21 protein-coding genes and 1 tRNA gene are annotated in these 26417 nt (G+C 41.9%); 15 read left to right on the top strand and 7 right to left on the bottom strand.

Going from position 1 to position 26417, the window contains the following annotated elements; translation table 11 throughout:
- Positions 1-214 precede the first annotated feature (214 nt).
- The gene (putP, locus tag DBZ36_RS07050; protein WP_120354197.1) at positions 215-1708 is read left to right on the top strand and encodes a sodium/proline symporter PutP; all 1494 of its coding nucleotides are present in this window, start codon (positions 215-217) and stop codon (positions 1706-1708) included.
- Positions 1709-1788: 80 nt separating this feature from the next.
- Here the strand turns inward: putP and DBZ36_RS07045 are convergent, their stop codons facing one another.
- On the bottom strand, positions 1789-2766 hold the full coding sequence (locus DBZ36_RS07045) for a glutathione S-transferase family protein (protein ID WP_120354196.1): 978 nt from the start codon (positions 2764-2766) through the stop codon (positions 1789-1791).
- A gap of 508 nt (positions 2767-3274) precedes the next feature.
- On the opposite strand from DBZ36_RS07045, the gene DBZ36_RS07040 reads away from it, so the two are divergent.
- Genes DBZ36_RS07040 through DBZ36_RS07030 form a run of 3 tightly spaced genes read left to right on the top strand, consistent with a single transcriptional unit; the run spans position 3275 to position 5831 of the window.
- Positions 3275-4081 carry a transporter substrate-binding domain-containing protein gene (locus tag DBZ36_RS07040; protein WP_120354195.1) on the top strand — a complete coding sequence of 269 codons (807 nt, stop codon included), beginning with the start codon at positions 3275-3277 and terminating at the stop codon, positions 4079-4081.
- A 57-nt stretch (positions 4082-4138) separates the two neighbouring features.
- Positions 4139-5086 (top strand): amino acid ABC transporter permease, encoded by a 948-nt coding sequence (locus tag DBZ36_RS07035; protein ID WP_120354194.1) that lies wholly within the window; start codon positions 4139-4141, stop codon positions 5084-5086.
- A gap of 19 nt (positions 5087-5105) precedes the next feature.
- A complete protein-coding gene (locus tag DBZ36_RS07030) occupies positions 5106-5831 on the top strand; it encodes an amino acid ABC transporter ATP-binding protein (RefSeq protein WP_147395006.1) in 726 nt (241 codons plus the stop codon).
- Between the two features lie 51 nt (positions 5832-5882).
- Here the strand turns inward: DBZ36_RS07030 and DBZ36_RS07025 are convergent, their stop codons facing one another.
- A complete protein-coding gene (locus DBZ36_RS07025; protein ID WP_147395005.1) occupies positions 5883-6593 on the bottom strand; it encodes a substrate-binding periplasmic protein in 711 nt (236 codons plus the stop codon).
- Between the two features lie 64 nt (positions 6594-6657).
- The gene (locus tag DBZ36_RS07020; RefSeq protein WP_120354191.1) at positions 6658-7362 is read right to left on the bottom strand and encodes a YjjG family noncanonical pyrimidine nucleotidase; all 705 of its coding nucleotides are present in this window, start codon (positions 7360-7362) and stop codon (positions 6658-6660) included.
- Positions 7363-7520: 158 nt separating this feature from the next.
- Between DBZ36_RS07020 and DBZ36_RS07015 the strand changes: the two genes are divergently transcribed.
- From DBZ36_RS07015 to DBZ36_RS07005, 3 genes are all read left to right on the top strand, one after another.
- On the top strand, positions 7521-9170 hold the full coding sequence (locus DBZ36_RS07015; protein ID WP_199711794.1) for a mechanosensitive ion channel family protein: 1650 nt from the start codon (positions 7521-7523) through the stop codon (positions 9168-9170).
- 263 nt (positions 9171-9433) lie between these two features.
- Positions 9434-11065, top strand: a complete 1632-nt coding sequence (locus tag DBZ36_RS07010; RefSeq protein ID WP_120354190.1) for a methyl-accepting chemotaxis protein — start codon at positions 9434-9436, stop codon at positions 11063-11065.
- Positions 11066-11581: 516 nt separating this feature from the next.
- Complete coding sequence (locus DBZ36_RS07005; protein WP_120354189.1) at positions 11582-13036, top strand: DUF2867 domain-containing protein; 1455 nt, start codon at positions 11582-11584, stop codon at positions 13034-13036.
- Here DBZ36_RS07005 and DBZ36_RS07000 read toward each other — a convergent pair.
- Positions 13026-15284: a YgiQ family radical SAM protein gene (locus DBZ36_RS07000; protein ID WP_120354188.1), complete on the bottom strand. Its 2259-nt coding sequence runs from the start codon at positions 15282-15284 to the stop codon at positions 13026-13028. The genes DBZ36_RS07005 and DBZ36_RS07000 overlap by 11 nt on opposite strands.
- A gap of 243 nt (positions 15285-15527) precedes the next feature.
- On the opposite strand from DBZ36_RS07000, the gene DBZ36_RS06995 reads away from it, so the two are divergent.
- Positions 15528-16793: a YdgA family protein gene (locus DBZ36_RS06995; protein ID WP_120354187.1), complete on the top strand. Its 1266-nt coding sequence runs from the start codon at positions 15528-15530 to the stop codon at positions 16791-16793.
- 1 nt (position 16794) lies between these two features.
- Here DBZ36_RS06995 and DBZ36_RS06990 read toward each other — a convergent pair whose 3' ends face one another.
- Together DBZ36_RS06990 and DBZ36_RS06985 are read right to left on the bottom strand one after the other, a co-directional pair.
- A complete protein-coding gene (locus DBZ36_RS06990; protein ID WP_199711793.1) occupies positions 16795-17310 on the bottom strand; it encodes a prepilin-type N-terminal cleavage/methylation domain-containing protein in 516 nt (171 codons plus the stop codon).
- A gap of 83 nt (positions 17311-17393) precedes the next feature.
- A complete protein-coding gene (locus DBZ36_RS06985) occupies positions 17394-18236 on the bottom strand; it encodes a MurR/RpiR family transcriptional regulator (RefSeq protein ID WP_120354185.1) in 843 nt (280 codons plus the stop codon).
- Positions 18237-18581: 345 nt separating this feature from the next.
- Here DBZ36_RS06985 and DBZ36_RS06980 point away from each other — a divergent pair, with 345 nt between their 5' ends.
- Together DBZ36_RS06980 and DBZ36_RS06975 are read left to right on the top strand one after the other, a co-directional pair.
- Positions 18582-19550 carry a glucokinase gene (locus tag DBZ36_RS06980; RefSeq protein WP_120354184.1) on the top strand — a complete coding sequence of 323 codons (969 nt, stop codon included), beginning with the start codon at positions 18582-18584 and terminating at the stop codon, positions 19548-19550.
- Positions 19551-19651: 101 nt separating this feature from the next.
- Positions 19652-19739, top strand: a tRNA-Ser gene (locus tag DBZ36_RS06975).
- 159 nt (positions 19740-19898) lie between these two features.
- Here DBZ36_RS06975 and DBZ36_RS06970 read toward each other — a convergent pair.
- Positions 19899-20237 carry a JAB domain-containing protein gene (locus DBZ36_RS06970; RefSeq protein WP_199711792.1) on the bottom strand — a complete coding sequence of 113 codons (339 nt, stop codon included), beginning with the start codon at positions 20235-20237 and terminating at the stop codon, positions 19899-19901.
- A gap of 185 nt (positions 20238-20422) precedes the next feature.
- On the opposite strand from DBZ36_RS06970, the gene DBZ36_RS06965 reads away from it, so the two are divergent.
- The 5 genes from DBZ36_RS06965 (at position 20423) to mads3 (ending at position 26415) form a co-directional block, all read left to right on the top strand.
- Positions 20423-20599 (top strand): AlpA family transcriptional regulator, encoded by a 177-nt coding sequence (locus DBZ36_RS06965; protein ID WP_120354183.1) that lies wholly within the window; start codon positions 20423-20425, stop codon positions 20597-20599.
- 609 nt (positions 20600-21208) lie between these two features.
- Positions 21209-21382: a methylation-associated defense system helix-turn-helix domain-containing protein MAD1 gene (gene mads1, locus DBZ36_RS06955; protein ID WP_120354181.1), complete on the top strand. Its 174-nt coding sequence runs from the start codon at positions 21209-21211 to the stop codon at positions 21380-21382.
- Entirely contained in the window at positions 21382-23049 is a 1668-nt protein-coding gene (locus DBZ36_RS06950; RefSeq protein WP_120354180.1) for a DUF262 domain-containing protein, read from the top strand. Before mads1 ends, DBZ36_RS06950 begins: the two co-directional genes overlap by 1 nt.
- Positions 23050-23071: 22 nt before the next feature.
- On the top strand, positions 23072-25123 hold the full coding sequence (gene mads2, locus DBZ36_RS06945) for a methylation-associated defense system DNA methyltransferase MAD2 (RefSeq protein WP_120354179.1): 2052 nt from the start codon (positions 23072-23074) through the stop codon (positions 25121-25123).
- Positions 25120-26415, top strand: a complete 1296-nt coding sequence (mads3, locus tag DBZ36_RS06940) for a methylation-associated defense system AAA family ATPase MAD3 (protein ID WP_120354178.1) — start codon at positions 25120-25122, stop codon at positions 26413-26415. Before mads2 ends, mads3 begins: the two co-directional genes overlap by 4 nt.
- The last annotated feature ends 2 nt before the right edge of the window (positions 26416-26417 follow it).

Raw genomic sequence — 26417 nt, 5'->3', positions numbered from 1 at the left:
ATTAGAAAATGCCGGAGCGACAATTTATGATTAAGAGCGTGTAAAGTTTGCGCGACAGTTTTTCTAAACTAGGAATATGCTACAGTCGATTATCTCCTAAGACGCAAATATTTTATTTTTCAGCAGCATAATCAACGGTTATGGTAGTGGTTTAGAGCAATTACTTACTAAATATGTCAAAATAGGCAGTTTTGTGTCTAAAGTAGGATTTTTAATGAGCGCTAATTCGAACACCCTTATAGCTACTTTCTGTATATATTTATTGCTCATGCTGGGTGTTGGTTGGTTGGCTTACCAACGCACTAAAAACTCGTCAGATTACTTTTTAGGTGGGCGTAGCCTTGGTCCATGGCCTACGGCATTATCGGCAGGTGCGTCTGACATGAGCGGTTGGTTGTTATTGGGATTGCCGGGCTTCGCATATGTGGCTGGAATAGAGTCGATCTGGTTAGCCATCGGTTTGCTGTTTGGCACTTGGGCCAATTGGTTCTTCCAAGCCAAGCGACTGCGTTCTTATAGTATTGTCCTGGATGATGCTTTAACTATACCCGAGTATCTGTCGCGTCGTTTTAATGATAATCAGCGTATTATTCAATTGATCTCTGCGATGTTCATTTTAGTATTTTTCCTTTTCTATACCAGCGCTGGGCTAGTTGCGGGCGGTAAACTTTTCGAAACGGTCTTCCAGATTGATTATCGCTGGGCTGTCAGTGTCGGTACGGTGTGTGTTGTTTCGTATACTCTGTTCGGTGGATTTTTAGCGGTGAGTTGGACAGATCTTATTCAAGGCTTATTAATGGCAGCAGCGTTGTTGCTGGTGCCAGTCATGGCAATAAAAGCGATCGACGGTTCAAGCTTAAATGCGATCACCGAGATCAATCCTGAACTTCTTAATCCGTTTACCCAAGTTAATGGAGAATCTATTGCTATTATTGGCTTGATTTCATCGCTAGCTTGGGGATTGGGCTATTTTGGTCAGCCGCATATACTAGCTCGATTTAAAGCATCGCGTAGTAATGCAGATCTATCTATTGCACGCAGAATTGCAGTGATTTGGACCGCTTTGTCGATGCTTGGCGCTCTCGCAGTAGGATTGGCGGGCTTAGTCTATGTTAGTAGCCATGGTATTGCGCTCGAAGATCCTGAACGGATCTTTATGATTTTAGTTGACGCATTGTTCAGTCCAGCGATTTCAGGGATTCTATTAGCGGCAATTTTAGCTGCAATTATGAGTACTGCGGACAGTCAGTTATTAGTGAGTTCTAGTGCATTTGCCGAAGACATCTATAAGCAGTGGGTTAGACCCGATGCGACATCCCAAGAGGTGATGTGGATAGGGCGGCTTGGCATTATCATTATTGCATTGTGCGCGCTGGTATTGGCCATGAATCCTGAAAGCAGTGTGCTGGGTCTAGTATCTTATGCGTGGGCAGGTTTTGGCGCCGCCTTTGGGCCGGTGATATTGATATCCCTATATTGGAAGTCAATGAGCAAAGTTGGCGCTATAGCGGGAATTGTTGTTGGCGGGGCTAGTGTGGTGATATTCAAACAACTGAGTGGCAATTGGTTTGACCTTTATGAGATTGTTCCGGGTATAGTTTTTGCGTGTTTGGCAGTTTACCTAGGCTCAAAATACTTTCCGATCCGAGATGCTAAAGTGGAAGCGGATTTTGAAGCTTGTCAAAAGTTTCTAAAAAGTAACCCATAAAGAGATGCGGAATAGTTTGACGATTAGCAAAGCAGCATAAAGCTGCTTTTTTTTGCGAAATCGCAGGGCTAAATTGATAGTCACATGGTATCTCTGCCATGTTTAACACTGAAGTCTAGAAAAGGTCCTTGAGGTACAACTTGACTTGGATTAATCATGGTATGACTAATGTAGTAGTGCTTTTTAATATGGTCCATATTAACTGTTTCGCTAACGTTTGCGTGTTGGTATAAGTCGCACAAGTAAGCTTGAAGATTTGGATAGTCAGCTATCCGTTTCAAATTACACTTGAAATGCCCCACATACACCGAATCAAAACGTACCAAGGTCGTAAATAAGCGCCAATCCGCCTCGGTTAATTGGTTGCCACACAAGTAGCGTTGTGAACTTAGTTTTTCTTCTAACCAATCGAGGCTTGTAAACAGCGCACTTAAAGACGCCTCATAGGCGTCTTGACTAGTTGCAAAGCCACATTTATAGACGCCGTTATTAATGTCTGAATAAACGCGTTCATTTATGGCATCAATTTGCTCGCGTAATCCAAGTGGGTAAAAGTCCAATGCATTAGCACCGGCTTTGTTAAAGGCACTATTAAACATGCGAATAATTTCAGATGATTCGTTACTAACAATGGTTTGCTGCTGCTTGTCCCACAAAATAGGAACCGTTACCCGACCCGTATATTGAGAGTCCGCCGCGGTATAAACTTGGTGAAGCAGTTCAGCATTGTTGATAGGGTCTGGGATCACGCCGTCACCGTCTTCAAAAGTCCAGCCTTGGTCTTGCATTCGCCAGTGAACGACTGAGTAATCAATAACTTGTTCAAGCCCCTTGAGCTGTCTGAAGATCATGGCACGGTTGGCCCATGGACATGCATGACTTACGTATAAATGATATCGACCAACTTCAGCTTTGAATCCTGCAATGCCACTAGGGCCTGCACTGCCATCTTCAGTTACCCAATTTCTAAATTGAGATTCGCTGCGTTTAAAGTGACCTTTGTTCTCTTCGGTGTTATACCACTGATCGTGCCACTTGCCCTGAATTAGTAAACCCACGTTGTACTCCAGATTTTAGTTTTTCATCGCCAGTCGGATTAGCAATAGTGCGTTTACAGACTGTGTAAAATATCGTTTTGTATACCATGCAGGTTATACGAGAGCGTTTACAAGATAGATCGTTCTCATAACTATTTAGCGAGATTTTTGATTGGATTAACCTGCATTATTATCGAACATGCTAGCGCAGATAATTTGTTGAATATATCGTAGTAAATGGGACTTAATGTTCGTTTTAAGTTGATGACTTGCTAAATTAAGGTGCGGTTAAATTTTTTGATACCCGTGTGTTTTGTTATCTAAATTAGCTCAATCGAGCAAATGGCCAGCAAAACTACGTATAATTAGACTGTTTTGCTAAGCAATCGCGTTATTATTGGTGTTTTGGGCTATACCTATAGGGGATCATTTGATATAAAACACTGCAACAATAAGTGATCCAAATCACATGCGAGCTACGAACTCGGGACGCCTATTGTAGGGACTCAAACACAACGCAAGGATTTTTATGAAAACAATGTTTAAAAGCTTAGTCGCTGCTTTAGCACTAAGTACGGCTTCTACTGCTGTTGTCGCACAAGATGAATACAAAGCGCTCCAAGACATTCAAAGCTCAGGTGAGCTAAAAGTTTGTTTCGACGCTGGGTATATGCCTTTTGAAATGAAAGCCAAGAATGGTGAGTTTATCGGATTCGACATCGATTTAGGCAAGCAAATGGCGCGTGCTATGGGCGTTAAGTATGTCCCTGTTAATACAGCTTGGGACGGCATTATTCCAACGCTTCTCACTGGCAAATGTCATGTGATTATGGGCGGGATGACAATTACGGCTCAACGTAACATGCAAGTACTTTTTGCTGACCCATACATTGAAATTGGTCAATCAATCTTACTTAACCCTAAAGTTGCTGGCGAAGTTAAAAGCTACCGTGATTTGAACGATGCCAAATATACCGTAGTCACCAAATTAGGTACTACAGGTGAAGGTGCAATTAAACGCTCTATGCCAAAAGCGACGGTTAATTTGTTTGAGACTCAAACTGACGCCGTATTAGAAGTGACTAATGGCAAAGCTGATGCGTTTGTGTATGACATGCCTTACAACGCGGTTTACGCAGCTCAAAACGAAGGCTTAGTAACACATTTAGGCGAAGCATTTACCTATGAACCTCTAGGTTGGGCTATTCGTCAAGGTGATACTGACTTCTTAAATTTTCTAAATAGTTATCTTCGTCAAATTAAAGGCGACGGCACTTACGAACGCATTTATAACAAATGGTTTGAAAGTAATAGCTGGTTACAACAAGTTCAATAAAGAACCTAAAGCGGCTTCGGCCGCTTTTTTGATTAGACACAAATAAAAGTAGAGGCTATGCAATCTCAACCTAGAACACTATTTTGGAATCTCGTCTTTGTTGCAATAATGGGTGCTATCATCAGCTCCATTTACTTCAGCTCTGACCGGATTGATTACAATTGGAATTGGAGTCGAGTGCTCCCTTATATTGTAAATACCGATCCTGCTCAGGTGTCTGCACCTCAAGACGGAACCGTCATTGAGAACGCAAGAGGTGAGTTAGTATTTGTAAACGATGCGGGTGACGAACTGATTCAACTTGCTGAGTATGATCAAGTATTGGTTTTTGTCGGCGACTTGTTGTTTGAAGGCGATCGCCTCGCATCAAGTGATGGGTGGAGAATTGGTCCGTTGACACATGGACTGATTGTTACGATTCAAATTTCCTTAATGTCACTGCTGTTTGCAATTGTTCTTGGTGTACTCTTCGGTTTAATGCGTATTTCGCATAATCCCGCTCTTAAAAACCTAGCAATCACTTATATCGAATTAATCCGTGGCACCCCTTTGCTCGTACAGATTTTTATTGTCTATTTCTTTATCGGTACTGTATTAGACTTAGAGCGCTTTACTGCTGGCGTTGTGGCGTTGTCGGTATTTACCGGAGCATACGTAGCTGAAATTGTCCGCGCTGGGATCCAGTCCATTGCTAAAGGGCAAATGGAAGCAGCTCGTTCACTAGGCATGAACTACTTTCAGGCCATGGTATATGTGGTTATGCCACAAGCCTTTAAGCGTGTGCTACCGCCATTAGCTGGGCAATTTATTAATCTAATTAAAGACTCATCATTGGTATCGGTTATCTCTATCACGGATCTAACGAAGGCTGGTCGAGAAGTCGTCAGTGGCAGTTTTGCACCCTTCGAAGTTTGGTTTACAGTTGCGCTTATGTATTTACTGCTAACAAGTAGTTTGTCTTGGGCGATACAACGATTAGAAAAAAGGTTGGCAGCAAGTGACTAGAGACTACCAAGGCAATGAAATGATCATTGCAACAAACATTAATAAGATTTACGGGAACCTTTGTCACGCGCTTAAAGACGTTTCAGCAGTGGTTTCACGCGGAGAAGTTGTTGTAATTGTAGGTCCTTCGGGTTCCGGTAAATCAACCTTTTTGCGTACCTTAAATCAACTTGAGACCATTAATAGTGGCAGTATCGAAATTGATGGCACCGACATGTATGACAGCAAAACGGATATTAATAAGCTGCGACAAGAAGTCGGAATGGTATTTCAGAGCTTCAATTTGTTTCCACATAAAAGTGCACTAGATAATGTGATGTTAGCTCCACTGAAGGTTTCTCGACGTGCGGCCAAAGAAGTTGAAGAACACGCAAAAGAGCTAATGCTTAAAGTTGGTTTAAGCGACAAAATGAACAATTTCCCAAGTCATCTATCTGGGGGTCAACAACAGCGGGTTGCAATTGCAAGGGCTTTGGCAATGCGGCCAAACATTATGTTGTTTGACGAGCCAACGTCTGCATTAGATCCTGAAATGGTCGGTGAAGTACTCGATGTTATGAAAGGACTAGCAGCAGAGGGGATGACTATGGTTGTAGTTACTCACGAAATGGGCTTTGCACGAGAAGTCGCAGACCGAGTTCTATTTATGGAAGATGGCGAACTGATTGTCAATGAGAGTCCAGAACGCTTCTTTGATAACCCTGAAAATCCGCGTTTACAGCAATTTCTTTCGATGATTCTTTAGAGCTCTTTGGGCGAGCCTAATGGTTTGCCCATGTTCAACATGACTATTAGCCTAATCTAATGCCTGCGGTATGATAGCGGCTTCAGCTTTGGCTATTATGCTTAGCATTTCACCGCTGGCAATGAGCTCTTGAATTTTGGCGTCGATTATAGGAACTAAATTTGCGTGACGCTGGTGTAAATAATGATAGAGGTCTAAGGTTGCTAAGGGCTCAGCCTGTGCACTTATTGTTTTTAGTTTTAAAGCCTTGATCGTCGCTAAACCATCAACAGTATTGGTAAGCGCAATGTCAGCGCGACCCGCAGCTAAGAAACGCATCATGGTCTGTGAGTTCGGTACGCTGTGAACGTTGGTTAAGCCAGCTGTGGCAATGTCAGTGTGTTTGACTCCTAATACCTTGACTACGCGATATTCTTCCATGTCCTTAATTGACACGATATCTAAATTAGCCTTACTAAGTGAAAATGCCCTTGTTTCTAGTTGATAGTAAGGCGTTGGTACGCGTATTACGTTTGAAATTTGTTCTCCATACTCAAAAATACGCAGGACCTCACCATCTTTATAGCCACTACTGACATCTTGTTGAGCTCGCCTGCCTGGCCTTGTTTCAATGCTTAGTTCAATATCTAGCTGTTGATATACTTCTGTAATAATCAAACTTCCAATTTGTTGTTCGATTAAACCTTCAATTGACACTAAGTGAATAGAATTAGCGAAAACGGATATGGGAAAACTTAGCATAAATATCAGTATTCTAATCACAATACGCAGTCCTTGCTGATAGGTATCTTTATATAGTTATGGAGATAGTAAGAAAAAGCAATTATTAGTGATTAATATCTAGCAATTCACTGAGGCACTTTATTTCAAAGCTAGGTTGAATGGTGGCCGGCTTATCTAAAGAGTCAGGATTAAACCATACTTGATCCATACCAATATCCTTGGCACCGCCGACATCGGCTACTAAGTTGTCGCCTACCATCAAACAGTCGTTTGCAGTGCAGTCGAGCGCTGCTAAGGCGAACTCAAATATTTTTGAGCTTGGCTTGTTAGCGCCGATCTCTTCGGAAATGAATATATGTTCGAAATAGTGGTCAATTTTTGCAGATTTCATTTTGCGATGTTGCGCCTCAACAAAGCCGTTTGTCATAATGTGTAATCGAGAGCTTTTTGCTAAGGCATCAAGAACACGGTGACAATGCGGAAATACGGCGTCCATTTCAACACTACGTTCGATGAAGTGATGTTCAAGTTTATGAATATCAAAGTCTAAGTCAGCAAGTTTTAGTCCTAGTTGAGTTAATGTGTCAGGAAAACGCCGCGCTTTTAGTTCGTGCTTAGTGATTTTATGCTCATGATATTGCTGCCAAAGATGATGATTGTTAGCTCTATAAATGTTCATGAAATCAGAACGTTCAATGTTTAACTCTTTTAAATATTCGTTATATAGCTGGTTTAGTACTTGCTCAGCGTTAGCTTCGAAATCCCAAAGGGTATGGTCTAGATCGAAAATAATGTGTGGGTAGGGCATTATATTTTAGTCTCAATAAGCGATCGAAAGCTGCGCAATGGCAAGTTAGACTCTATAGTAACAGACTCAATTAGTATTCTTATAGCGCTACCAGTGCTATACAGTATTAGTGCTCAGATTATCAAGGAGAAAGTATGGTGGGAATTCTAAGGTCCAGAATGAAAATTCTGGTTTTTTTATGCTTCTGGGTCTCATTCTTCACCAGCGCTACGCAAACGATTAATTCGGACAATCATCTCGAAATAGCTCAAGGGCTTTTACAAACTTATGAGCGCCAACACCAGCGTATTAATACCATTATCGGTGAAAGTACGGATTTGTCGGAGATTGAACAAAATGCTATTCACAAACGCTTGATTGAGCGTGAAATGAATGCGTTTGGAACGGTTAATCTTATTGTCGATGAAATAGTAAAGGCTGAGCAAGCAGGAAGCGATGTCGCTGAGTTTAAACAAAGCATTGTCGAGTTAATCCAAAAACGAATGTATGTCTTGGATAAAGAGATAAAAGAACAACAGCAAAGCTTTATCAAAGAACAGGCTGAACTTGAACCTAAATCAACCGCCGCTTTGTTGTCCTATATGCATTTTCTCAGTCAGCAAGATTTGGTCTACTCAACAAGCACTAATGCAGTCCTTGATTTGGAAACTCTTGGTGTAGCGCCAGAGACAGCAAAAGAAGGCTTGATCGATAAGCTGTATCAACGCAGTGAAGGATTTGCTGGACTGGTAATCTTGGTTGGCAATCAGCAAGACGAACTTAATCGCATGCTTAGAATCACACCTACAGATCAATCACTGAAAGATCAGTTAGCTGTCGTTACAGAGCAATTAAAAATCGCTGGTGAAAGCTTCAAATTGAGCGTAGAACTATTGACGAATCTTGGCTTTGATGCGGATTTTTACCAGTCCATCATCCTCAAGCTTGGTGGCCAGCTCACCACGGAAATACTTGACCCTGCGGTACTGTCAAATATGGCGCTGCGTGCGTGGAGCGTTATAGTTGACTATTTTTCAGAAAATGGGGGGGAGTGGGTATTTAAGCTGTTGATAATAACAGCGATATTTTATATTTCCCGGACCCTGTCACGGGTATTTCGTAGATTCCTTACCAAGAGCCTAGACCGTTCTAATCTGCGTTTGTCTAGCCTCATGAAAGAGATGATCATCTCAAGTGCAAGTCGTTTCATAATGGTCATTGGTTTGTTCATTGCTTTAGCCCAGATAGGGATTTCACTTGCTCCCATACTTGCTGGTTTAGGGGTGGCCGGTTTTATTGTTGGCTTCGCCTTACAAGATACACTTAGCAACTTTGCTGCTGGTATGATGATTTTGATTTATCGTCCATATGATGTCGGTGATGTGGTTGAAGTTGCAGGGGTATTTGGCAAGGTTAAGAGCATGAACTTGGTGTCTACTACAATTCTAACTTTCGATAATCAAACCTTAGTTATTCCTAATAGTAAGATCTGGGGTGATGTCATCAAAAATGTTACTGCGCAGCAGCTACGCCGTGTAGATCTGGTTTTTGGAATTGGTTACGGCGACGATATTGAAAAAGCTGAACGGGTGCTAGCAGAGCTTGTAAATGGTCACAAGTGTGTTTTGCAAAGCCCAGCACCTACGATCAAGGTGAATACCTTAAATGAATCTTCCGTCGATTTTATTGTACGTCCTTGGGTTCGTACTGAAGATTATTGGGATGTTTATTGGGATCTAACCAAGCAGGTGAAACTCAGATTTGATCTGGAACAGATCTCTATTCCTTTCCCACAGCGTGATCTGCATATTATTAAAGAATTGGACTAAAAGCTGCTCAATTTTGCTTGATCAAAAGCAGCCATCTGGTTGCCTTTGGTTAAGCTTACAACCTTTAATTCAGTTATATCTCAACTCATCCAAACCATCATCAGAGCTATGCACTATTAAGTGGATAGTCGATTTGCACATTATTTGTGCGGAAATGTGGTTTAGAGTACTGCCAGTGCTGCATAAGTTGAAATTACCTTGAGCCGACAGCGTGAATATGGGATATATATCACTCTAATCATTTATAGGTAAAAGGAATTCATGTGAATATTAGTCTTAGGCATAAGTATTCAGCAGCATTCATTCTGAATGCGTTGTTGTTGCTAGTAGTTGCTTTTGTCGGACAAGGGGCATCGACTAGAACCGAGGCACAATTGCAAAACGTGAGTAATACTTTACTCCCAGCTATTACAGCCGCTCTTTCTGCAGATAAGGTTTTGTACGAAGCACAAATGGCTAGTTTAGAACTACTCAACGATTTTCCAGGCAGCGACGAAGCTGAGCAAAAGAAACAACGTTTTGATAGCAATGCAGCTGCCGCAAAACAACTCATGTTGGATTACAAATCTTTGCTTAAGGACGAGCCTAAGGCTTTATCCGGACTTGATCAATTTGATACAAGTTTCGAGTTATGGGTGAGTGAAACCCAAGTTGCTTTTGAGATGTTCGAGCAATATGACCAAGCTGGGGCATTAGTACAAATACTAGGACCAGGCTATCAAGCATTTTCAGAACTTAAACAAGTTTATGTACTTGCTCATGGCAACGCCGAACGCTTCGTTAGTCAAATTGAACAGCGTTCAGCTGAAGAAATAGAACAATCAAATACTTTAATGCTAGTGATTAGCGTTGCAGCTGTGTTATTTGCCGTGCTTATCGCGTATTTTTGGCCGCGCAGTTTGGCTAACGCAATTACTGATATAAGTGCAAGAATCCGTGATATTTCTTCTGGGGATGGCGATCTTACTCAGCGCGTGAGCGTAAAAAATAAGGATGAGTTGGGTGAGCTGGCAACTGCTTTTAACCAATTCATTTCGCATCTACAGTCTATTATTGTCAATGTGCGTGATCACTCAGACAAGGTGAGTAGTGAGATTTTTCGTCTTGAGTCAAAAGCCAATGAAAGTACTGAAATAAGCATCGAGCAACATGCATCTGTCGAACAAATTGTGACTGCAGTTAATCAGATGGCCGTAACTCACCGAGAAGTTGCTGCTAATGCCGCTAATACAGCTGATGAAATATCAAATGTAAATAGTAAAACGCAGCAAGGCCAGGCGATTACTCAAGATTCAGTTGAGCAAATTAATGCGCTAGCCTCATCAGTAGCTAATGCAGCGCAAGCGGTTCAGGCCGTGGTTAAAGACAGTGATAATATTGCGCAAGTCCTAGGTGTTATTCGTGGCATTGCAGACCAGACAAACTTATTAGCACTTAATGCAGCTATAGAAGCTGCTAGAGCAGGAGAGCAAGGGCGCGGCTTTGCGGTGGTGGCTGATGAGGTTCGAAACTTAGCCAGTAAAACCCAAGACTCAACGCAAAGCATTGAAGCGATGATTGAAGCGCTTAAACTGGGCGTGTCAAATGCGGTTGAGTCAATTGAAAGCGGTGCAACCGTGGCCCAACGAACCATCGACTTGGCCGAGCAAACACAAGTTTCTTTGTCTGATATATTAAGTTCTACAGCAAAAGTTAGCGACGACTCTATGTCAATTGCGACCTCAACTGAGCAGCAGAGCCAAGTGACTCAGGACATAGACAAGAATTTGATAGAACTAAACGACAAAACTAGAATGAATCAAGAAATGGCAAACGAAACGCGTGATATCGCTAGTAGTGTTAAACAAACGGCTAGTTCTTTAAACCTAGAAATTCAAAAATTTAAGGTTATCTAAGATAATTACAGCTGCAATGCTTGTTCGATAAATGCCAACTCAAGGAAAGCTCGTCCTTGAGTTGGATGAGCTTTTTAATTTACTCCATCCCTCAGTGTATGCCGCTGAATAGTTAAGTAATTTCTTTATCTACAGCCGTATTTGCTTAGCTCATAGTTATAAGCCCTCATCACCACCATTAATAGTCCCTGTGACCTTGTAGAAGCGGTTGTTATTGCCTACAACTGAAAACGGACTCATTATATATGCCCTAATTGACGCTCCTTTAGAGCAATTCTGTTAGGACCTTGACGGGGTTATCCCAAGTGTGGCGAGTGATTAGCAAGCGGTGAGACATTAACTTAAGTCGTTGCTATACGTCTGTGACAGTTGTTTGGCTTTAAAACTTGCTTAAAAGAAAATCTATATACCAGTTCTAAGTCTTAGCCAATATTGGGTTAGGAACTAAATGCCTGTTTGCAATGAACTTCGGGGCTGTTATTGTGGATATTTAATACACAATGCTGGACGTTAGCAATGCGGATATTGGTTATCGGTGCCTTAGGTACAGTCGGAAGAAACTTAGTGCCGGCACTGGTTCAAGCTGGGCATGAAGTCAGTATAACTAGCCGTGACCCTGAAAAATCCTTGCCTTGGCGCGACCTATCTTTACGCCGTTTTACTCTCGATTTACTCGATGCCGACAGCTTGCCCGATGCGCTAGAAGGGCATGAGTTAGTTTACTACCTTATGCATGGCATGAGCGATGGCGAAGCTCATACCCAGCGGGAAGTTCGCGCGGCTAAAAACTTAAGTTTGGCCTTACCTAAATCAAGCGTAAAACGAGTCATTTATCTTGGCAGTTTAGTATCGCTTAATGCGAAAAGCGAGCACATGCGCGCGCGCGTTGCTACCGGAAAAGTGCTGGCTGCTAGTCAATTAAGCGTGATCGAAGTACGGGCGGGTATAGTGATTGCCCCTGGTAGTGCAGCGTTCGAAGTCATGCGCGACATTGTTGGACACGTGCCATTAATTTTAGGACCGGAAAGCTTAGATAACTGTAATTGCCCGATAGCCATCGACAATTTAGTGGTCTACCTTATTGGCGTTAGCAATTTGACGATAGAGGGCCACAAAGTCTTTGATGCTGTTGGTCCGCGCTGGGTCAGTTATCGTGAACTGATGTTAGCAATCGCCAAACAATTAACTAAGAAACGCAAGATCATTGCGGTAAAAGGCTTTCCAACAGCACTGTTCTCAAAATCCTTAGGCGTGATTACTTCAGTTCCTTCAGCCTTGGCTCAGTCCTTAGTGGCAGGTTTAAATGAACGATTAGTAGCAGAACCCAGCGAGTTAAGAGCGCTAATACCTCAAGACCTAATACCTTTGGATCAAGCCTTAAAGAATGTGGCGATACAAGAACAAGTTAAAAGCTATCCGCAGAAATGGCGTGATGGGGTGCCTACGTTTCGTAATTTTTCTGCTTTGCATGGTTTTTATGCCAAGTGCGCGAGTGAAAGCATTACCATTGACGCTAGTCGCGACGATATTTGGCAAGTGATAAATATGCTAGGCGGTCCCAAACGCTATTTTTATGGAGACTTGCTTTGGGCAATGCGTGAATGGATGGACTGGTGTGTTGGCGGAAATGGACGTCATCATGGTCGTGATGATAGCAACAAACTTGTCGTCGGCCAGCGGGTTGATTCGTGGACGATATTGAGCGTTGAAGAAAAGCAACTGTTAGTCATGCGCTTTGGAATGAAAGCACCAGGTGGAGGTGGCATGCAACTAGAAATTAAACCGACCAAGAGTAGTAATAAACAACAGCTTAAAGTGTCGTTGTTTTGGCATCCGGCCGGTTTTTCTGGATTGGTATACTGGTACTTTTTTGCGCCTTGGCACCAGCTACTATTGCGGGGTATGACGAAAGAAATGAGCCGCCTTGCTCAAATTAGCAATAGCGGCAGTCTCAACAACCTTAGCGATTAGTGTTTTTACTACGACTCGACGATTTAGGCTTTGGCTTGACGCCATATTTAGCTTTACTCGTTGAGTGAGGTTTCGTTTTACTCGTATTCGCTTTTGAGTCATTTGGATTACGAATATCTGGTTGTTTTGGATTTTTAGTCGCAAAACGGTTTTTTCCATGCCGACCGCTACGTCGATTCATATTCGCTTTCGCACCATTCTCTTGGCCTTTTGCCGGAACCAAACAGCTGTCTTTACTACCAATCAAATCGCAACGGCCAACAGATCGTAAAGTTTCACGGATTAGCGGCCAATTTTCTTCGTCGTGATAGCGCAGCAACGCTTTGTGCAGACGTCGTTGACGATCGCCGCGAGCAACGAAGAGTTTCTCTTTGCCCTTATATCGAACTTTACGCAGCGGGTTGGTTTGCGAATGATACATGGCCGTGGCGTTACACATCGGGGAAGGGTAAAAGTTTTGCACTTGGTCGCATTCAAAGTTATTACTTTTAAGCCACAGCGCAAGGTTAATCATGTCATCGTCAGTACACCCGGGATGAGCCGCAATGAAGTAGGGGATTAAATACTGTTTTTTACCGGCTTCTTTTGAGTACTTTTCAAAGAGCTCTTTGAAGCGATCATAGGTACCCATACCCGGTTTCATCATTAAATCGAGTGTATCTTTTTCGGTATGTTCGGGTGCTATCTTTAAATACCCACCGACGTGATGCGTGACCAACTCTTTAACATATTCAGGGGACTCTACGGCTAAGTCATAGCGCACGCCGGATGCAATCAGTACTTTTTTAATGCCTTTTACCTTACGAGCATCTTTGTACAAATCAATCGTATGTTTATGGTCTGTGTTGAGTTTTTCACAAATTTTTGGAAAAACGCAGCTGGGACGTCGACAGTTTGCTTCTGCTTTAGGGTCTTTACAGCCTAGGCGATACATATTGGCCGTTGGACCACCTAAATCTGAAATAGTACCTGTGAATCCTGGAACTTTGTCACGGATGTCTTCGAGCTCATTTAAAATCGACTCTTTAGAGCGATTTTGGATTATACGGCCTTCATGCTCTGTAATACTGCAAAAAGAGCAACCACCAAAACAGCCTCTCATAATATTTACCGAGGTTTTAATCATTTCATACGCGGGTATTTTCGCATTGCCATAAACAGGGTGTGGACGCCTTGCAAAGGGTAGGCCGAATACAAAATCCATTTCTTCTGTTGATAGTGGCACCGGTGGCGTATTAACCCAAAGGACTCGATCTGCATGTTGTTGAACCAGTACTCTTGCTGAATAAGGGTTGGTCTCAAGGTGCATCACCCGGGCTGAATGAGCATACAGAACTTTATCATTACGTAGTTTCTCGAAACTAGGTAACCTAACTACCGTAAATTTTAAATCTCGTTTAGCTGGGCGCACGACAATGGCTTGCGCTTCTGGCTTTGCTTCTTCGCTAGAGGTTTCACATTGCTCTTCGGTTTGATAAGGGTTTGGCATAGGTACAACCTTGCCAGGCTTATCAATCATCGATGAATCGACAACGGTATACTCCGTTGGAATTTCTTTGCGTATCACAGCAGTACCGCGAATATCGGTCATCTCTTTGATGTTTTCGCCCGCGGCTAAACGGTGGGCGACTTCTACGAGGGCTCTTTCGGCATTGCCAAACAAAAGTATATCGCCTTTGGCATCGAAAATTACCGAGCGTTTGACCGTATCAGACCAATAATCATAGTGTGCTAAGCGGCGTAGACTGGCTTCGATACCACCTAAGACTACCGGCACACCTTTAAACGCTTCTCTACAGCGTTGTGTATAGCCCAGAACTGCGCGGTCAGGGCGTTTTCCGCCTTCATTGTTTGGGGTATAGGCATCTTCATGACGTAACTTACGATCGGCTGTATAACGATTGATCATTGAGTCCATGTTACCCGCGGTTACACCAAAAAATAGATTTGGGCGGCCAAGTCTCATGAAATCGTCTTTAGTATGCCAGTTGGGCTGTGCAATGATTCCGACTCGAAAACCTTGCGCTTCTAACATTCGCCCTATAACGGCCATACCGAAGCTTGGGTGGTCTACATAGGCATCGCCAGTGACAAGGACTACATCACAACTGTCCCACCCTAAAGCATCCATTTCGTTGCGGCTTGTTGGTAAAAAAGGAGCACTACCAAAGCTATGTGCCCAATATTTAGGATACTTGTGGATAGGAGTAAGTTGTTTGTGGACTTGGTCTGGAGTTAATACTTGCATAGCGTGCCTCGAGTGTTCGTGGCGCGAATTATAGTCAATTTTGAAATAAATGTTAGCTTTTGTGTGACGCATTGCATTTTTGTTTTCTGAATGTTGACCGTCGAATACCTAGCACTTGTTGGCTTGAAAGCTTAAGTTATTGATTTAACGCACTTAAATTAGCACCAAAATTATCAATGCTCGCTTCATTTCTTGCAGCTAGGGTGATAGTCTATGCGCACATTTTAGGATTAGGGATAAAGCATGAATAAGGCGGCCATTGGGGTTTCAGTCGTAGCAATTACGGCGATTACTTGGGCAGGTGCAGTCCATTATACCGGTACCGAAGTTGACAATTACTCAGCGCAACTGATAACCAGTGCCAATCAAGCGATGCAAGGAGAGGCTCTTCTTGTTAATACCCTGAGTGATTCAAGTTTTGGGAAACGAAGCTACTTAATCGAGCTCCAAGACCAAAGCAAAAACGTGATCGCGCAGCTTGAGCACAATGTCATTATTGGTCCAGGTTTAAGTTCTGGTGAGTTTAAAGTTGTCGATTCACAAGAGCTGTACGGATTTCTAGCGGAAATTGGCTTAAAAAAACTACCTTTAAACCTAGATTGGAAAGCCAGCGTTTGGTCTCAAACTTGGGATGCAAATTTTGTGGTTACCGAACATGATCTAAGTGCTAACCCTAATTTTTCAGAATACAAAACTCAAGAATTGCGATTAGTGATGAATGGCGATCTCAATGGCAATCAAATAACCGGGAATCTTGTTTGGCCCGGTCTTACGATTAAAAGTGACCAGGGCGATGTCAATCTTAAAGCCTTGAGTATGAGCAGTGTGAGTAGTTTGGTTGATGGTGTTTATCTAAACGATGATTTTTCAATGAAAATCGAAAATTTGGATATATCTGGAAAAAACTTTGCGGGCGAAATGGCTGGGGGCTTCAGTAGCAAAAATCTAATCTTGGCCAGTCGCGGGAAAATGCTGGACCAGCAAATTAGTGGCGACCTTCAATTATCGAGTGAATCGTTCACCGCTTCCGATGTGTTCAACCAACTCGAGCTTTCAAATACCCAGCTAATGCTAACCTTTAAGGACTTTAGCTGGCAGGCATTTAAACTTGCACAACAAAATGTGGAAGACATTGCTAACCCAGACGAAATTACCAAATTAATCGTAGAGCATGGCTTTGAAGCGCGAATCGACAAACTTGAAAGCAACGTTAAGGCAACAATGCAGGGACAAGAGACACAAGGTCTAGTCTCAGCATCGGGTAAACTTGATCTAGCTGGAGGCCCTGCGACGGTGAGTGACGAGGAATTAATTCCACGTATAGCTGCTGTGGTAGAGCTAAAAGTAGACCAGAATTTGGTGAACCATTTTGCGGGTCCATATGCTCAGCAAATCCCTTTGTTGATTGGAATGGGCTATCTGGTTGAAGAAGCACCGTACCTAAAAACAAAGCTTGAATTTGTAGACGGCCAGCTGATTGCCAACGACGCCGCTCCAATCCCTCTTTAAATTAACAACCGCTCGTTTCTAGCTGATATCCTGGCTGGAAGCGGGCATCGTTGCTATCGCAAACACTTGGATTAGTGCTGCCATAGGATTGCTCGTATCGAAAATAACATTGGCTTGTTTTTATTTCACTTTGAGAAAAGCCAAAATATGTATAGTTAACCCCTTCATACTCATTCCCAATTTGATCATCGGAATAGTTAATTCGCTTAGCGACATCGGTGTTGTCCAAAAAACCGCATTTGAGACGGATATCAAAATTTCCATCGCCGTTGAGGTCAACATCGGTTAGATCGGGGCGTCCATCGACCGGCTGCACGCTGTAGCTAGTCATTTGCGCTTTCATCTGCATCTGTTGATTCACTTCGATAGCAGAAGCTTTAAACTGTTTTAGAACGGCAATCTTTGCATCGCTACTTAAATTAATGAAACGCGGGGCAGCTGTGACTGCCAACACGCCTAGAATGATAATTACAATCACTAGCTCAATTAAGCTAAATCCTTTGCTAATGCGCTTCATGATCCCTTCACGAATAAATTTGTAGCATAAAAATGCCCACTGGTGTGGGCACTAAACATAATCGTTGTTTGCCAAGCGGTGAATTAACGGTCGACGCGTGATTCTATCAAACTTTGTTTAACACGCTTGAGGTTTTCTCTGAATTTAAGCCCGCGTCGTAAGGTAAAGCCGGTCGCTAATACATCAATTAATGTCATTTGAGCGATTCGCGATGCCATAGGCATAAACACATCCGTATCTTCAGGAACTTCCATCGACAAGACTAAATTACATTCTTTGGCTAAAGGTGAGTCCTTAGCGGTTATGCCAATAACTGTTGAGTCATTTTGTTTGGCTAAGTGCGCAATATCTATCATCGATTTAGTACGACCGGTATGCGAGATTAGAACAATTACATCTTCTTCGGTAGCAACGATACAGCTCATTCGCATCATAACGACATCGTCGAAGTAACTAACAGGCAAATTAAAACGGAAAAACTTATTCATTGCATCTTGAGCAACGGACGCTGAAGCGCCTAGGCCGAAGAAGGAAATCTTATTGGCTTGAGTGAGTAAATCAACCGCACGATTGACCGCTGCAGTATCTAGGCTATTTTTGGCGCTTTCGAGAGATGCCATAGCCGTTTCAAAAATTTTGTTGGTATAGGCTTCTGGTCCATCGTCTTCATCAACATTGCGATTAACATAGGGCGTACCATTGGCTAAACTTTGAGCAAGATGTAGTTTAAAATCAGGAAAGCCTTTTGTGTCGAGACGACGACAAAAACGGTTAACAGTTGGCTCGCTGACATCGGCCAATTTGGCTAGCGCTGCAATGCTTGAATGAATTGCCGTTTGCGGAGAGGCAATGATGACTTCTGCTACCTTGCGTTCCGATTTACTAAACGAGTCAAGGTTGGTGGTAATTTTTTCCAGAGTATTCATAAACCAACTATCAATAAAGAAGCTCAATCGAGCGAATAACAAAAATGTAGTATTTTTTCAAAAAATTGCTAAGTCGTTGTATTAAGTAAACTGAATATGAAAAAACACCCAACTATTTGTTGATAATAGTGCTTTTACACCAACTTTAGTATGACTTAGCTCTAATTTTTAGTGGAAACTCGTAATTTTATAACGAAATAATTCTGTCTTAGGTCTACAATCTGTTTTTTTACAGCTTGAACCCGCTTTAGTGTATTAGCTGGTTTAACTACAAATTTAAATCACGGTCTTAGGCTCAGTAGTAGCATGCCTTGACCTTGGATAAAATTATATAGAGGGAAAGCAATGTCTAGTTTTGGACTTATCGCAGATGTTGGAGGTACGAATATTCGTTTAGCAACGATTGATCTTGCTTCTGGAACAATCAATAACATTCACAAATTTTTATGTGGCGACTATCCAAGTATTACCGACGTTATGCAGGAGTTTCAGAGTAAAGTAGGTGTTGAATCTAAATTTGCTTGCATCGCAATCGCCTGTCCAACTGACAATGACTGGATAGATATGACTAATAATAGTTGGGCTTTCTCTCAAAAAGAAGTTGCGGCAACGATGGGATTTGAAGAATTCCATGTTATTAACGACTTTACCGGTATTGCCATGTCGCTGCCAACCTTGAAAGCCGAACAACTCGTTCAAGTCGGCGGAACTCAAGCGCCTCAGTCGAATAAACCGATTGCCGTTTATGGCCCCGGCACCGGCTTAGGCGTGGCGCATCTTATGAATCATGGTGGCGAATACATCTGCTTGCCAGGCGAGGGGGGCCATGTTGAATTCGCTGCAAGTGATGATACCGAAGCATATATTTTGGCATTTTTGCAACAAGAGTTAGGCCATGTTTCTGCTGAGCGACTTATCTCTGGGCCTGGTTTAGTTAATATCTATCGCGGTCTTTGCCAATATCAAGATTTTGAAGCTGAAGATTTTCAACCTGCGGACATTACCGAACGAGGCTTATCGGGTGAGTGTATTGTTTGTCGTGAGACCTTAGAAATATTTTGCCGGATGTTAGGCAGCTTTGGAGGAAACTTAGCCCTCAATCTACTTACCTATGGTGGTGTTTATATTGCTGGAGGCATCGTAAGCCGCTTTATGGAATTCTTCCTAGAAAGTGACTTTAGGACTCGATTTGAAGATAAAGGTCGTTTTTCTGAACTTATGAAGAAAATACCGGTATTCGTAATCACCGAAGAACAACCGGGTTTACAAGGTGCTGGTGCCTATTTACGCCAAAGTAAAGGCTACAAAATCTAGTTAAAAGTGTTTAAGTTGTACAGGCTTTGGACAAACGCATGCGATGTTTGAAAAAACAGTTGACCCCATGCACCGCGATCCGTACTCTTTGCAGCAATTAAGGTGACGTGTCCGAGTGGCTGAAGGAGCACGCCTGGAAAGTGTGTAAAGGGCAACCTTTCGAGAGTTCGAATCTCTCCGTCACCGCCATATTTTAAAAGACGTCTTCGGGCGTCTTTTTTCTTATCTGAAGATTAACAAAATCAATCAGTTACGATCCCGTAGCGTTCCATTATGTTCCATAAAAGCGTTTGTTTTTTGTAATACCTAAAGTAATACCCAGGATTCCTATCTAGTGCTAATATTACTTTAGAGCATAAATTCAGGCATTACTTTGTTGTTACTTTTTCCACCAGCATTGGCATTAAGCGCGGCTTTAACCACCTCTCTTGGATAAACACTCGCAGCGTCGATAGTGCCAAAGAACAGCTCCTCAAATCGTATTAACTGATGTTGGTTATCAAGCAGCATCAGAGCAAACACTTCTCGGTCGTATGACCCTAGCTTGAGCTTCAAATACTCCTTTACGTTGTTTGGATTGGTAAACGTCCCTTCACGTTTGTACTTTTGCGCCAGGACCTCTGCTGCTGTCTCTAGCAGCTCATTTAAGCTCGATGGCTGGTGGGGTGGGTAGTGAGTAGTTCGCATGACATGCCTCCTAAAGTGAACACTGGTACCGATTCACTTTGATGACATATATCTGAAAGGCTTTTGAATGAAGGGATTGATGTGTTAGTAGAGACCGGGTGGGACGTTGTGAGCTTCAAGGGAACGTTCTGAGTAAAAAATTAGTGGCGGACTCCTGTTATGACGAATAACAAGGAGAACAACCCATGAGATTTTTAAAACTAAAAGAAGTGATGGAAAAGACAGCCTTAAGCCGCTCTGCGATTTACCGCAAAATGAATGAAGAGCAGTTCCCTAAGTCTATTAGCCTTGGGGATAGGGCCGTGGCCTGGGTAGAGTCTGAAATCGATGAGTGGATGGAGGAGTGCTTGCTGGTGCGATGAGTTGAAGTGAATGAGTTAAGCAAGAACGGAAAGCTACCGATATTGTTGACGAGTACATCTACATTCTAAAGGAATGATGAGGAACGAATGATGTTTTGTATACCGGTAGGCCAGAGGAGCAATAACAAACACTTAAATGTCGCTATAGAAACAGTTTGATTAATAAGCTATCGGTGCCTGGAAGGGTACCAATAGTTTATATTTGTCGATTATGATTTTGTTAGGTTGATAAACAATGGTCGCCTGAAAGAGAAGCTTGAAGTAAGAGCTGAGTTTTGGATGATGTTTTGCTAGCAGGAGCTACTGACCCGTTATGGATAGAAGCAGCTGTCGCGGGAGTTTGAATGTCGCGGACGAAACAGACAAAGTTTTATTGAGCAGTTTACGGGGCGCGTCGGAAATGAAGAAGCAGACTTTAGATCAGGAACTAGAGGTTATTTGGTTGACTATTATTACAGTTGTGAACAAGGTAAACACAAGTAGGCAGTTTGAGCATATATTAAGCGCCCAATCTCATAACCCTATCTAAAATATTGTGGATTCCTCAATTTTCTCATATCCTCTCATTTATGTACTTCCTTTAAACTCATATAAGGCTCACGCAATCAAATGACGGACCAAATATTGACCTTAAGAGAGGTAGCCGCTTATCTTAAGTTGGCTGAAAAAACAGCCTATAGGTTAGCAAGCGAAGGCAAGCTGCCAGGCTTTAAAGTCGGCGGTTCATGGCGCTTTAAGCGTGAAGATCTTGAAAAATGGATTGAAGACCAGAAGGAAGGATAATGCACTTACCCGAGCCTAAAAATTTACCTTATAAAACGTTGTTAGCTGACATTGAGAAAGGACTAATTAAGATCCCACAATTTCAACGTGATTACGTGTGGAGTAAAGAGCGTGCTGCTGGCCTAATTGATAGCATTTTAAAAGGCTATCCTATTGGTACCTTTATCACATGGAAAACTAAAGAAGCACTACGTGTGGTCAAAGACTTAGGTGGAGTTGAGTTACCTCCTGTACCTGAAGGTGATTTCGCTGAATATGTATTAGACGGACAACAGCGAATGACTAGTCTGTTTTGTGCCCTAAAAGGTGTTCAAATTCAAAGAGGTAAGAAAATTGATGATTTTGCAGATATCTTCGTTGATTTAAATGCTTCAGAGCATGACAAGATTGTAGTTATTGACCCAACAGAGTTAGAGCAAGGGACTTATATCTCATTAACTAACCTGATTAATGCAGGTCTAACTGTTTTAGCTAGTTTCGACACTAAATATCACGCTAAATTAGAAGAACACAAACAAACTCTGCAAGGCTATAACTTCTCTCTAATTGAAGTTAAAGAAGCCGCTTTAGATGTTGCCACTGAGATATTCACTCGAATTAACGTTGGAGGAAAACCATTATCCCTGTTTGAAATAATGGTCGCCAAAACATTTGATGCGAGTGAAGAATTTGATCTGTCTGAAAAGTTTGAAACCTTAGTTGATAGGCTTCGTGAAGTTGGTTACGACACCATATCTGATGCCACAGTACTTCAAACAGTAGCGCTTGTTATTGGTAAAGAATGTAAGCGTCAAAATATTTTGTCTTTAGATAAAAAACGCTTCATCGAAGAGTGGCCAAAAGTTGCTAGTGCTATTGAATCAGCGGTAGATTATTTCAGAGGTTATTACCGTATCCCTGTATCGAAGCTATTACCCTACAATTCACTATTAGCCCCATTTGCTTATTTCTTTTATCACCATAACGATAAACCATTAGAGAATAAACAGCTGTTCTTAGAGGATTTTTTGTGGCGAGTGAGCTTAGGCGGACGATACTCAAGCTCTGTTGAGGGGAAATTAGCGCAAGATATTAAGCGTATTGACCAAATTTTAGGTGATGAACAACCAAGCTATGATTGGGCTATAGATACGTCAGCACAATTTATACAAGACAACGGTTCGTTCAATGCAGGTCGAAGTTACGTCAAAGCATTACTTTGTATCATGGCTTATCAAGAGCCTAAGTCGTTTATTGATGGTTCGGTCGTACACATTAGTAATGATTGGTTAAAACAAGCGAATAGTCGAAATTACCATCATTATTTCCCTAGAGCGTTTTTACGCAAGCAAGGCTTAGGCGATGATCACAGTAACCATATCGGTAATATCACTATTGTTGATGACTTCTTAAATAAGCGCAAAATCGGCGCTCAGGCTCCATCGGTATATATGAGTAAGTTCGCTGAGCAGAACCCAGAATTAGAAACGCACATGAGCACCCATTTAATAGAACTACAGGAATGGGGTATTTGGGAAGATGACTACAACGCCTTCTTAACCAAGCGTTGTGAAAAACTATCAGAAGAAATTAGAAAACGTCTTGTATTACGCGAACAAGACAAGAACGCACATCAAAGTGTAAACGTTGAAGACTTGGATGAGTTAGCCCTAGAAGCTGATTTATAAACACAGATTATTGAGTAATAAAATGACAGACAACAAAGATAAAGAACAAAAAGTGTTAGCAATTGAAGATGGTATGTTGCTCGATTATTTAACCAATAATCCGATCAAGCAAACGCCTAAAGAATTGGTCCGCCAAAAAACCTTAAGAGCACTATTTCACGAATATGGTTTAAGTGCTGAAGATATGGCACTTGATGTGCCAATGAAGGTTGATGGTAAGCGTAAAAAAATTGATATTGCAATTTACGAGCATGGTGCAGAGCACTTACCTGAAAACATTCGTCGTATAGTTATTTGTGATAAAGCACCTAAGCAAGGTAAAAAATCTGCTGTAAAAATGCGAGATCATGACCAAGCACAGAAAGATCTTCAGCTTATGGAAGATATGATGCGTGAGCAAGTAAACGATGAATACGTATTAGCTAAATGTCATTGGGGTCTTTGGACCAATGGCATAGAATTTTTCTTTGTTGAAAAAGAAGAGTCACGTTTTGATACTAAGTTCAATGCGGTAGGTGATTGGCCGTTAGCTGATGAAACTATGGGTAGTCGAGATGTAGCCTCAAATGCTCAGCTAAGAACTGCAGATCGGGAAATGCTACTAACAGCCTTTCGCCGCTGTCATAACTTTATTCATGGTAACGAAGGCATGCCAAAGGATGCTGCATTCTGGCAGTTCTTATACCTTATTTTTTCAAAAATGTACGATGAGCGCATTGGGAATCAACAGCGAGAGTTTTGGGCGTCACCAACTGAGCAGTTTGACGATGAAGGCCGTAAAGAAATTCGTAAACGTATAGAGCCATTGTTTGAAAAGGTTAAAAAGCAATACCCTGAAATATTTAAAGGCAATGAAGAGATCACGCTTTCGGATCGTGCTTTATCTTTCATGGTTTCAGAATTAGCTAAATATGATTTTTCTCGTACCGAAATGGATGCAAAAGGTGCAGCTTATCAGGAAGTTGTAGGTGATAACTTACGCGGCGACAGAGGACAATACTTTACGCCCCGTGGGGCAATAAAACTAATTGTAGAAATGATGGCACCTCAACCACATGAAAAAGTATTGGACCCTTCGTGTGGTACGGGTGGTTTCTTAGAGCAGACTTTGAGTTTTATAAACCGTCAATTACATGCCGAAGAGAAGATAAAACTAGGAGCAGAAACTACTGAAGAGTTTGTTTCAATCCAACAGCAAATAAAAGAATTTGCACAAAACAATTTGTTTGGTTGTGATTTTGATCCTTTTCTTTGTCGTGCTTCACAAATGAATGCAGTGATGGCGAGTAACGCCATGGCAAATATCTTCCATATGAATTCGCTAGAATATCCTCATGGTCACCTAACCGGTGTTGAAGCTGCTAAATCAAAAATACCTGTAGGGGACTCTAGCGGTAAAGACGGAAGTGTCGATGTCATTTTAACTAACCCGCCATTTGGCTCAGATATTCCTGTTACTGATAAGCAAATTCTCGAGCAATATGATTTAGCTTACATCTGGGAGCGAACCGAAGACGGCGGCTTTAGAAAAACAGATCGCCGCAAAGATGCTGTTTCTCCTGAAATCTTGTTTATTGAACGCTGTGTTCAATGGTTAAAACAAGGTGGCCGAATGGGCATTGTTTTACCTGATGGTATTTTAGGTAACCCTGGCGATGAATATATTCGCTGGTGGTTAATGCAAGAATGTTGGGTATTAGGCTGTGTAGATTTACCTGTAGAGTCATTTATTGTTGAAGCTAACGTTAACATCTTAACGAGCTTATTGTTCCTTAAGAAGAAAACCGAAAGTGAAAAAGATGCAATTGCCCTAGATGAAGAACCAGAATATCCAGTATTTATGGCAGTGGCTGAAAAGGTAGGTTTTGATAGACGTGGTAATACACTTTATATGCGACACCCTGATGGAGAAGAGATCGTAGAGGAAAAAGAGGTCGAGGAGCGCATTCGTATCAATGGTCAAAATGTAGTCCGTAAATTAAAACGCAGAAGTAAAATTCTTGACGATGACTTACCTAAAATAGCTAAAGCGTTTAAAGAGTTTAGAGTCAAAAATCCGGAGCCTTCTGTATGATCACGAGAATAGAAGCATATAAATATCGTTGTTTTAATACTTTAGATTTAGCTCTTGAACAGCAACATGTCTTTGCAGGCTCTAATGGCTCTGGCAAAACGACCTTGCTAGATATCCCTGCTCTTTTTAGTGATTTACTAAATGTAACAGATATAAATGATGCTTTTTTTAAGGCTACAAATGGTAGAAAAAGAGCCCGAGCAGAAAATGCAATAGAGATTGTTCATCAATTACGTGGTGATTACTTTATGTTAGCCGTCGAAATTAAGTTACCCGAATCGATTGTAGATGAACTAATGCGGGATCCGTCACCAACTTGGTTAAAGAAATTTGAAATTAAAGAACTTCGTCCAGATACAGCAAGATATGAGCTATCCATCCGTATAAAGGGTGGCTCACTTGAAGTTAGTGAAGAGCACTTAACTTTATTCCCTGACAATTCATACCGAGTTGATCATGGCTCAGGGTTAATTGGTGTAAATGAATATCCTAGTAAATGGCCTTGGTTTAAAGTGATTTCTCGTAGCTGGGGAGAGAAAGTTCAATATTGCCAAGAATTTCAAACTAAAAAATCAACAATACTAGAGTTTGGCCTTCGTGATAACCAGTTAGCATTAGCTGCGCTACCAGCCGATCACGACTTATACCCAGCTGCATTATGGGTACAAGGGTTTTTATTGCAAGGAGCCCATTGCTACGAACCACAGTGGTCAGCCATGCGATTAGCCGCTTCTCCAAGAGATAAAGAGTGCTTTAAATCTGATGGTAGCAGCTTACCATGGCAAGTATATGACTTGCAGGAAAAAGATCCTGAAGGCCTTGAAGAGTGGCTAGAGATTGTTCAGATGGCTTTACCTTCAATTTCAAAAATTGAAGGTAAAAAGCGCAGCGATGACAGTTACTGCTATTTAGAGGTTACTTATAGTAACGGAATGAAAGTGCCTTCTAGTGGACTATCCCACGGTACTCTGCATATTTTAGCACTGACTATTATACCTTATTTACAAAGTGCCCCCCAAATAATCACATTGGAAGAACCCGAAAATGGTATTCATCCGAAAGCAATAGATGCGGTATTAGAAGCACTTAAGCTATCTTCAAATACCCAAATTTGGCTCTCCACTCACTCTCCTGTGGTATTAGCAAATACTGTGTTGGAGCAAATTATTAGCATGAGATTTAACAAGGACGGCGCGACAGAAGTTCTAAAAGGTAATGAACATCCTCGTTTGAAAGAATGGAAAGGGGAAGTTGATTTAGGCTCGTTGTTTGCGGCAGGTGTTTTGGAATAAGT

It is taken from the genome of Alginatibacterium sediminis (genome assembly GCF_003610775.1).
Taxonomy (GTDB): domain Bacteria; phylum Pseudomonadota; class Gammaproteobacteria; order Enterobacterales; family Celerinatantimonadaceae; genus Alginatibacterium; species Alginatibacterium sediminis.
Note: the sequence above shows the minus strand (reverse complement) of the source record. Positions and strands in the feature narration are given on the sequence as shown.

Excerpts from the sequence above, each read along its gene's own strand:
- putP (WP_120354197.1), top strand. The coding sequence starts at position 215 with ATGAGCGCTAATTCGAACACCCTTATAGCTACTTTCTGTATATATTTA.
- DBZ36_RS07040 (WP_120354195.1), top strand. The coding sequence starts at position 3,275 with ATGAAAACAATGTTTAAAAGCTTAGTCGCTGCTTTAGCACTAAGTACG.
- DBZ36_RS07035 (WP_120354194.1), top strand. The coding sequence starts at position 4,139 with ATGCAATCTCAACCTAGAACACTATTTTGGAATCTCGTCTTTGTTGCA.
- DBZ36_RS07030 (WP_147395006.1), top strand. The coding sequence starts at position 5,106 with ATGATCATTGCAACAAACATTAATAAGATTTACGGGAACCTTTGTCAC.
- DBZ36_RS07020 (WP_120354191.1), bottom strand. The coding sequence starts at position 7,362 with ATGCCCTACCCACACATTATTTTCGATCTAGACCATACCCTTTGGGAT.
- DBZ36_RS07015 (WP_199711794.1), top strand. The coding sequence starts at position 7,521 with ATGAAAATTCTGGTTTTTTTATGCTTCTGGGTCTCATTCTTCACCAGC.
- DBZ36_RS07005 (WP_120354189.1), top strand. The coding sequence starts at position 11,582 with ATGCGGATATTGGTTATCGGTGCCTTAGGTACAGTCGGAAGAAACTTA.
- DBZ36_RS07000 (WP_120354188.1), bottom strand. The coding sequence starts at position 15,284 with ATGCAAGTATTAACTCCAGACCAAGTCCACAAACAACTTACTCCTATC.
- DBZ36_RS06995 (WP_120354187.1), top strand. The coding sequence starts at position 15,528 with ATGAATAAGGCGGCCATTGGGGTTTCAGTCGTAGCAATTACGGCGATT.
- DBZ36_RS06990 (WP_199711793.1), bottom strand. The coding sequence starts at position 17,310 with ATGAAGCGCATTAGCAAAGGATTTAGCTTAATTGAGCTAGTGATTGTA.
- DBZ36_RS06985 (WP_120354185.1), bottom strand. The coding sequence starts at position 18,236 with ATGAATACTCTGGAAAAAATTACCACCAACCTTGACTCGTTTAGTAAA.
- DBZ36_RS06980 (WP_120354184.1), top strand. The coding sequence starts at position 18,582 with ATGTCTAGTTTTGGACTTATCGCAGATGTTGGAGGTACGAATATTCGT.
- DBZ36_RS06970 (WP_199711792.1), bottom strand. The coding sequence starts at position 20,237 with ATGCGAACTACTCACTACCCACCCCACCAGCCATCGAGCTTAAATGAG.
- DBZ36_RS06965 (WP_120354183.1), top strand. The coding sequence starts at position 20,423 with ATGAGATTTTTAAAACTAAAAGAAGTGATGGAAAAGACAGCCTTAAGC.
- mads1 (WP_120354181.1), top strand. The coding sequence starts at position 21,209 with ATGACGGACCAAATATTGACCTTAAGAGAGGTAGCCGCTTATCTTAAG.
- DBZ36_RS06950 (WP_120354180.1), top strand. The coding sequence starts at position 21,382 with ATGCACTTACCCGAGCCTAAAAATTTACCTTATAAAACGTTGTTAGCT.
- mads2 (WP_120354179.1), top strand. The coding sequence starts at position 23,072 with ATGACAGACAACAAAGATAAAGAACAAAAAGTGTTAGCAATTGAAGAT.
- mads3 (WP_120354178.1), top strand. The coding sequence starts at position 25,120 with ATGATCACGAGAATAGAAGCATATAAATATCGTTGTTTTAATACTTTA.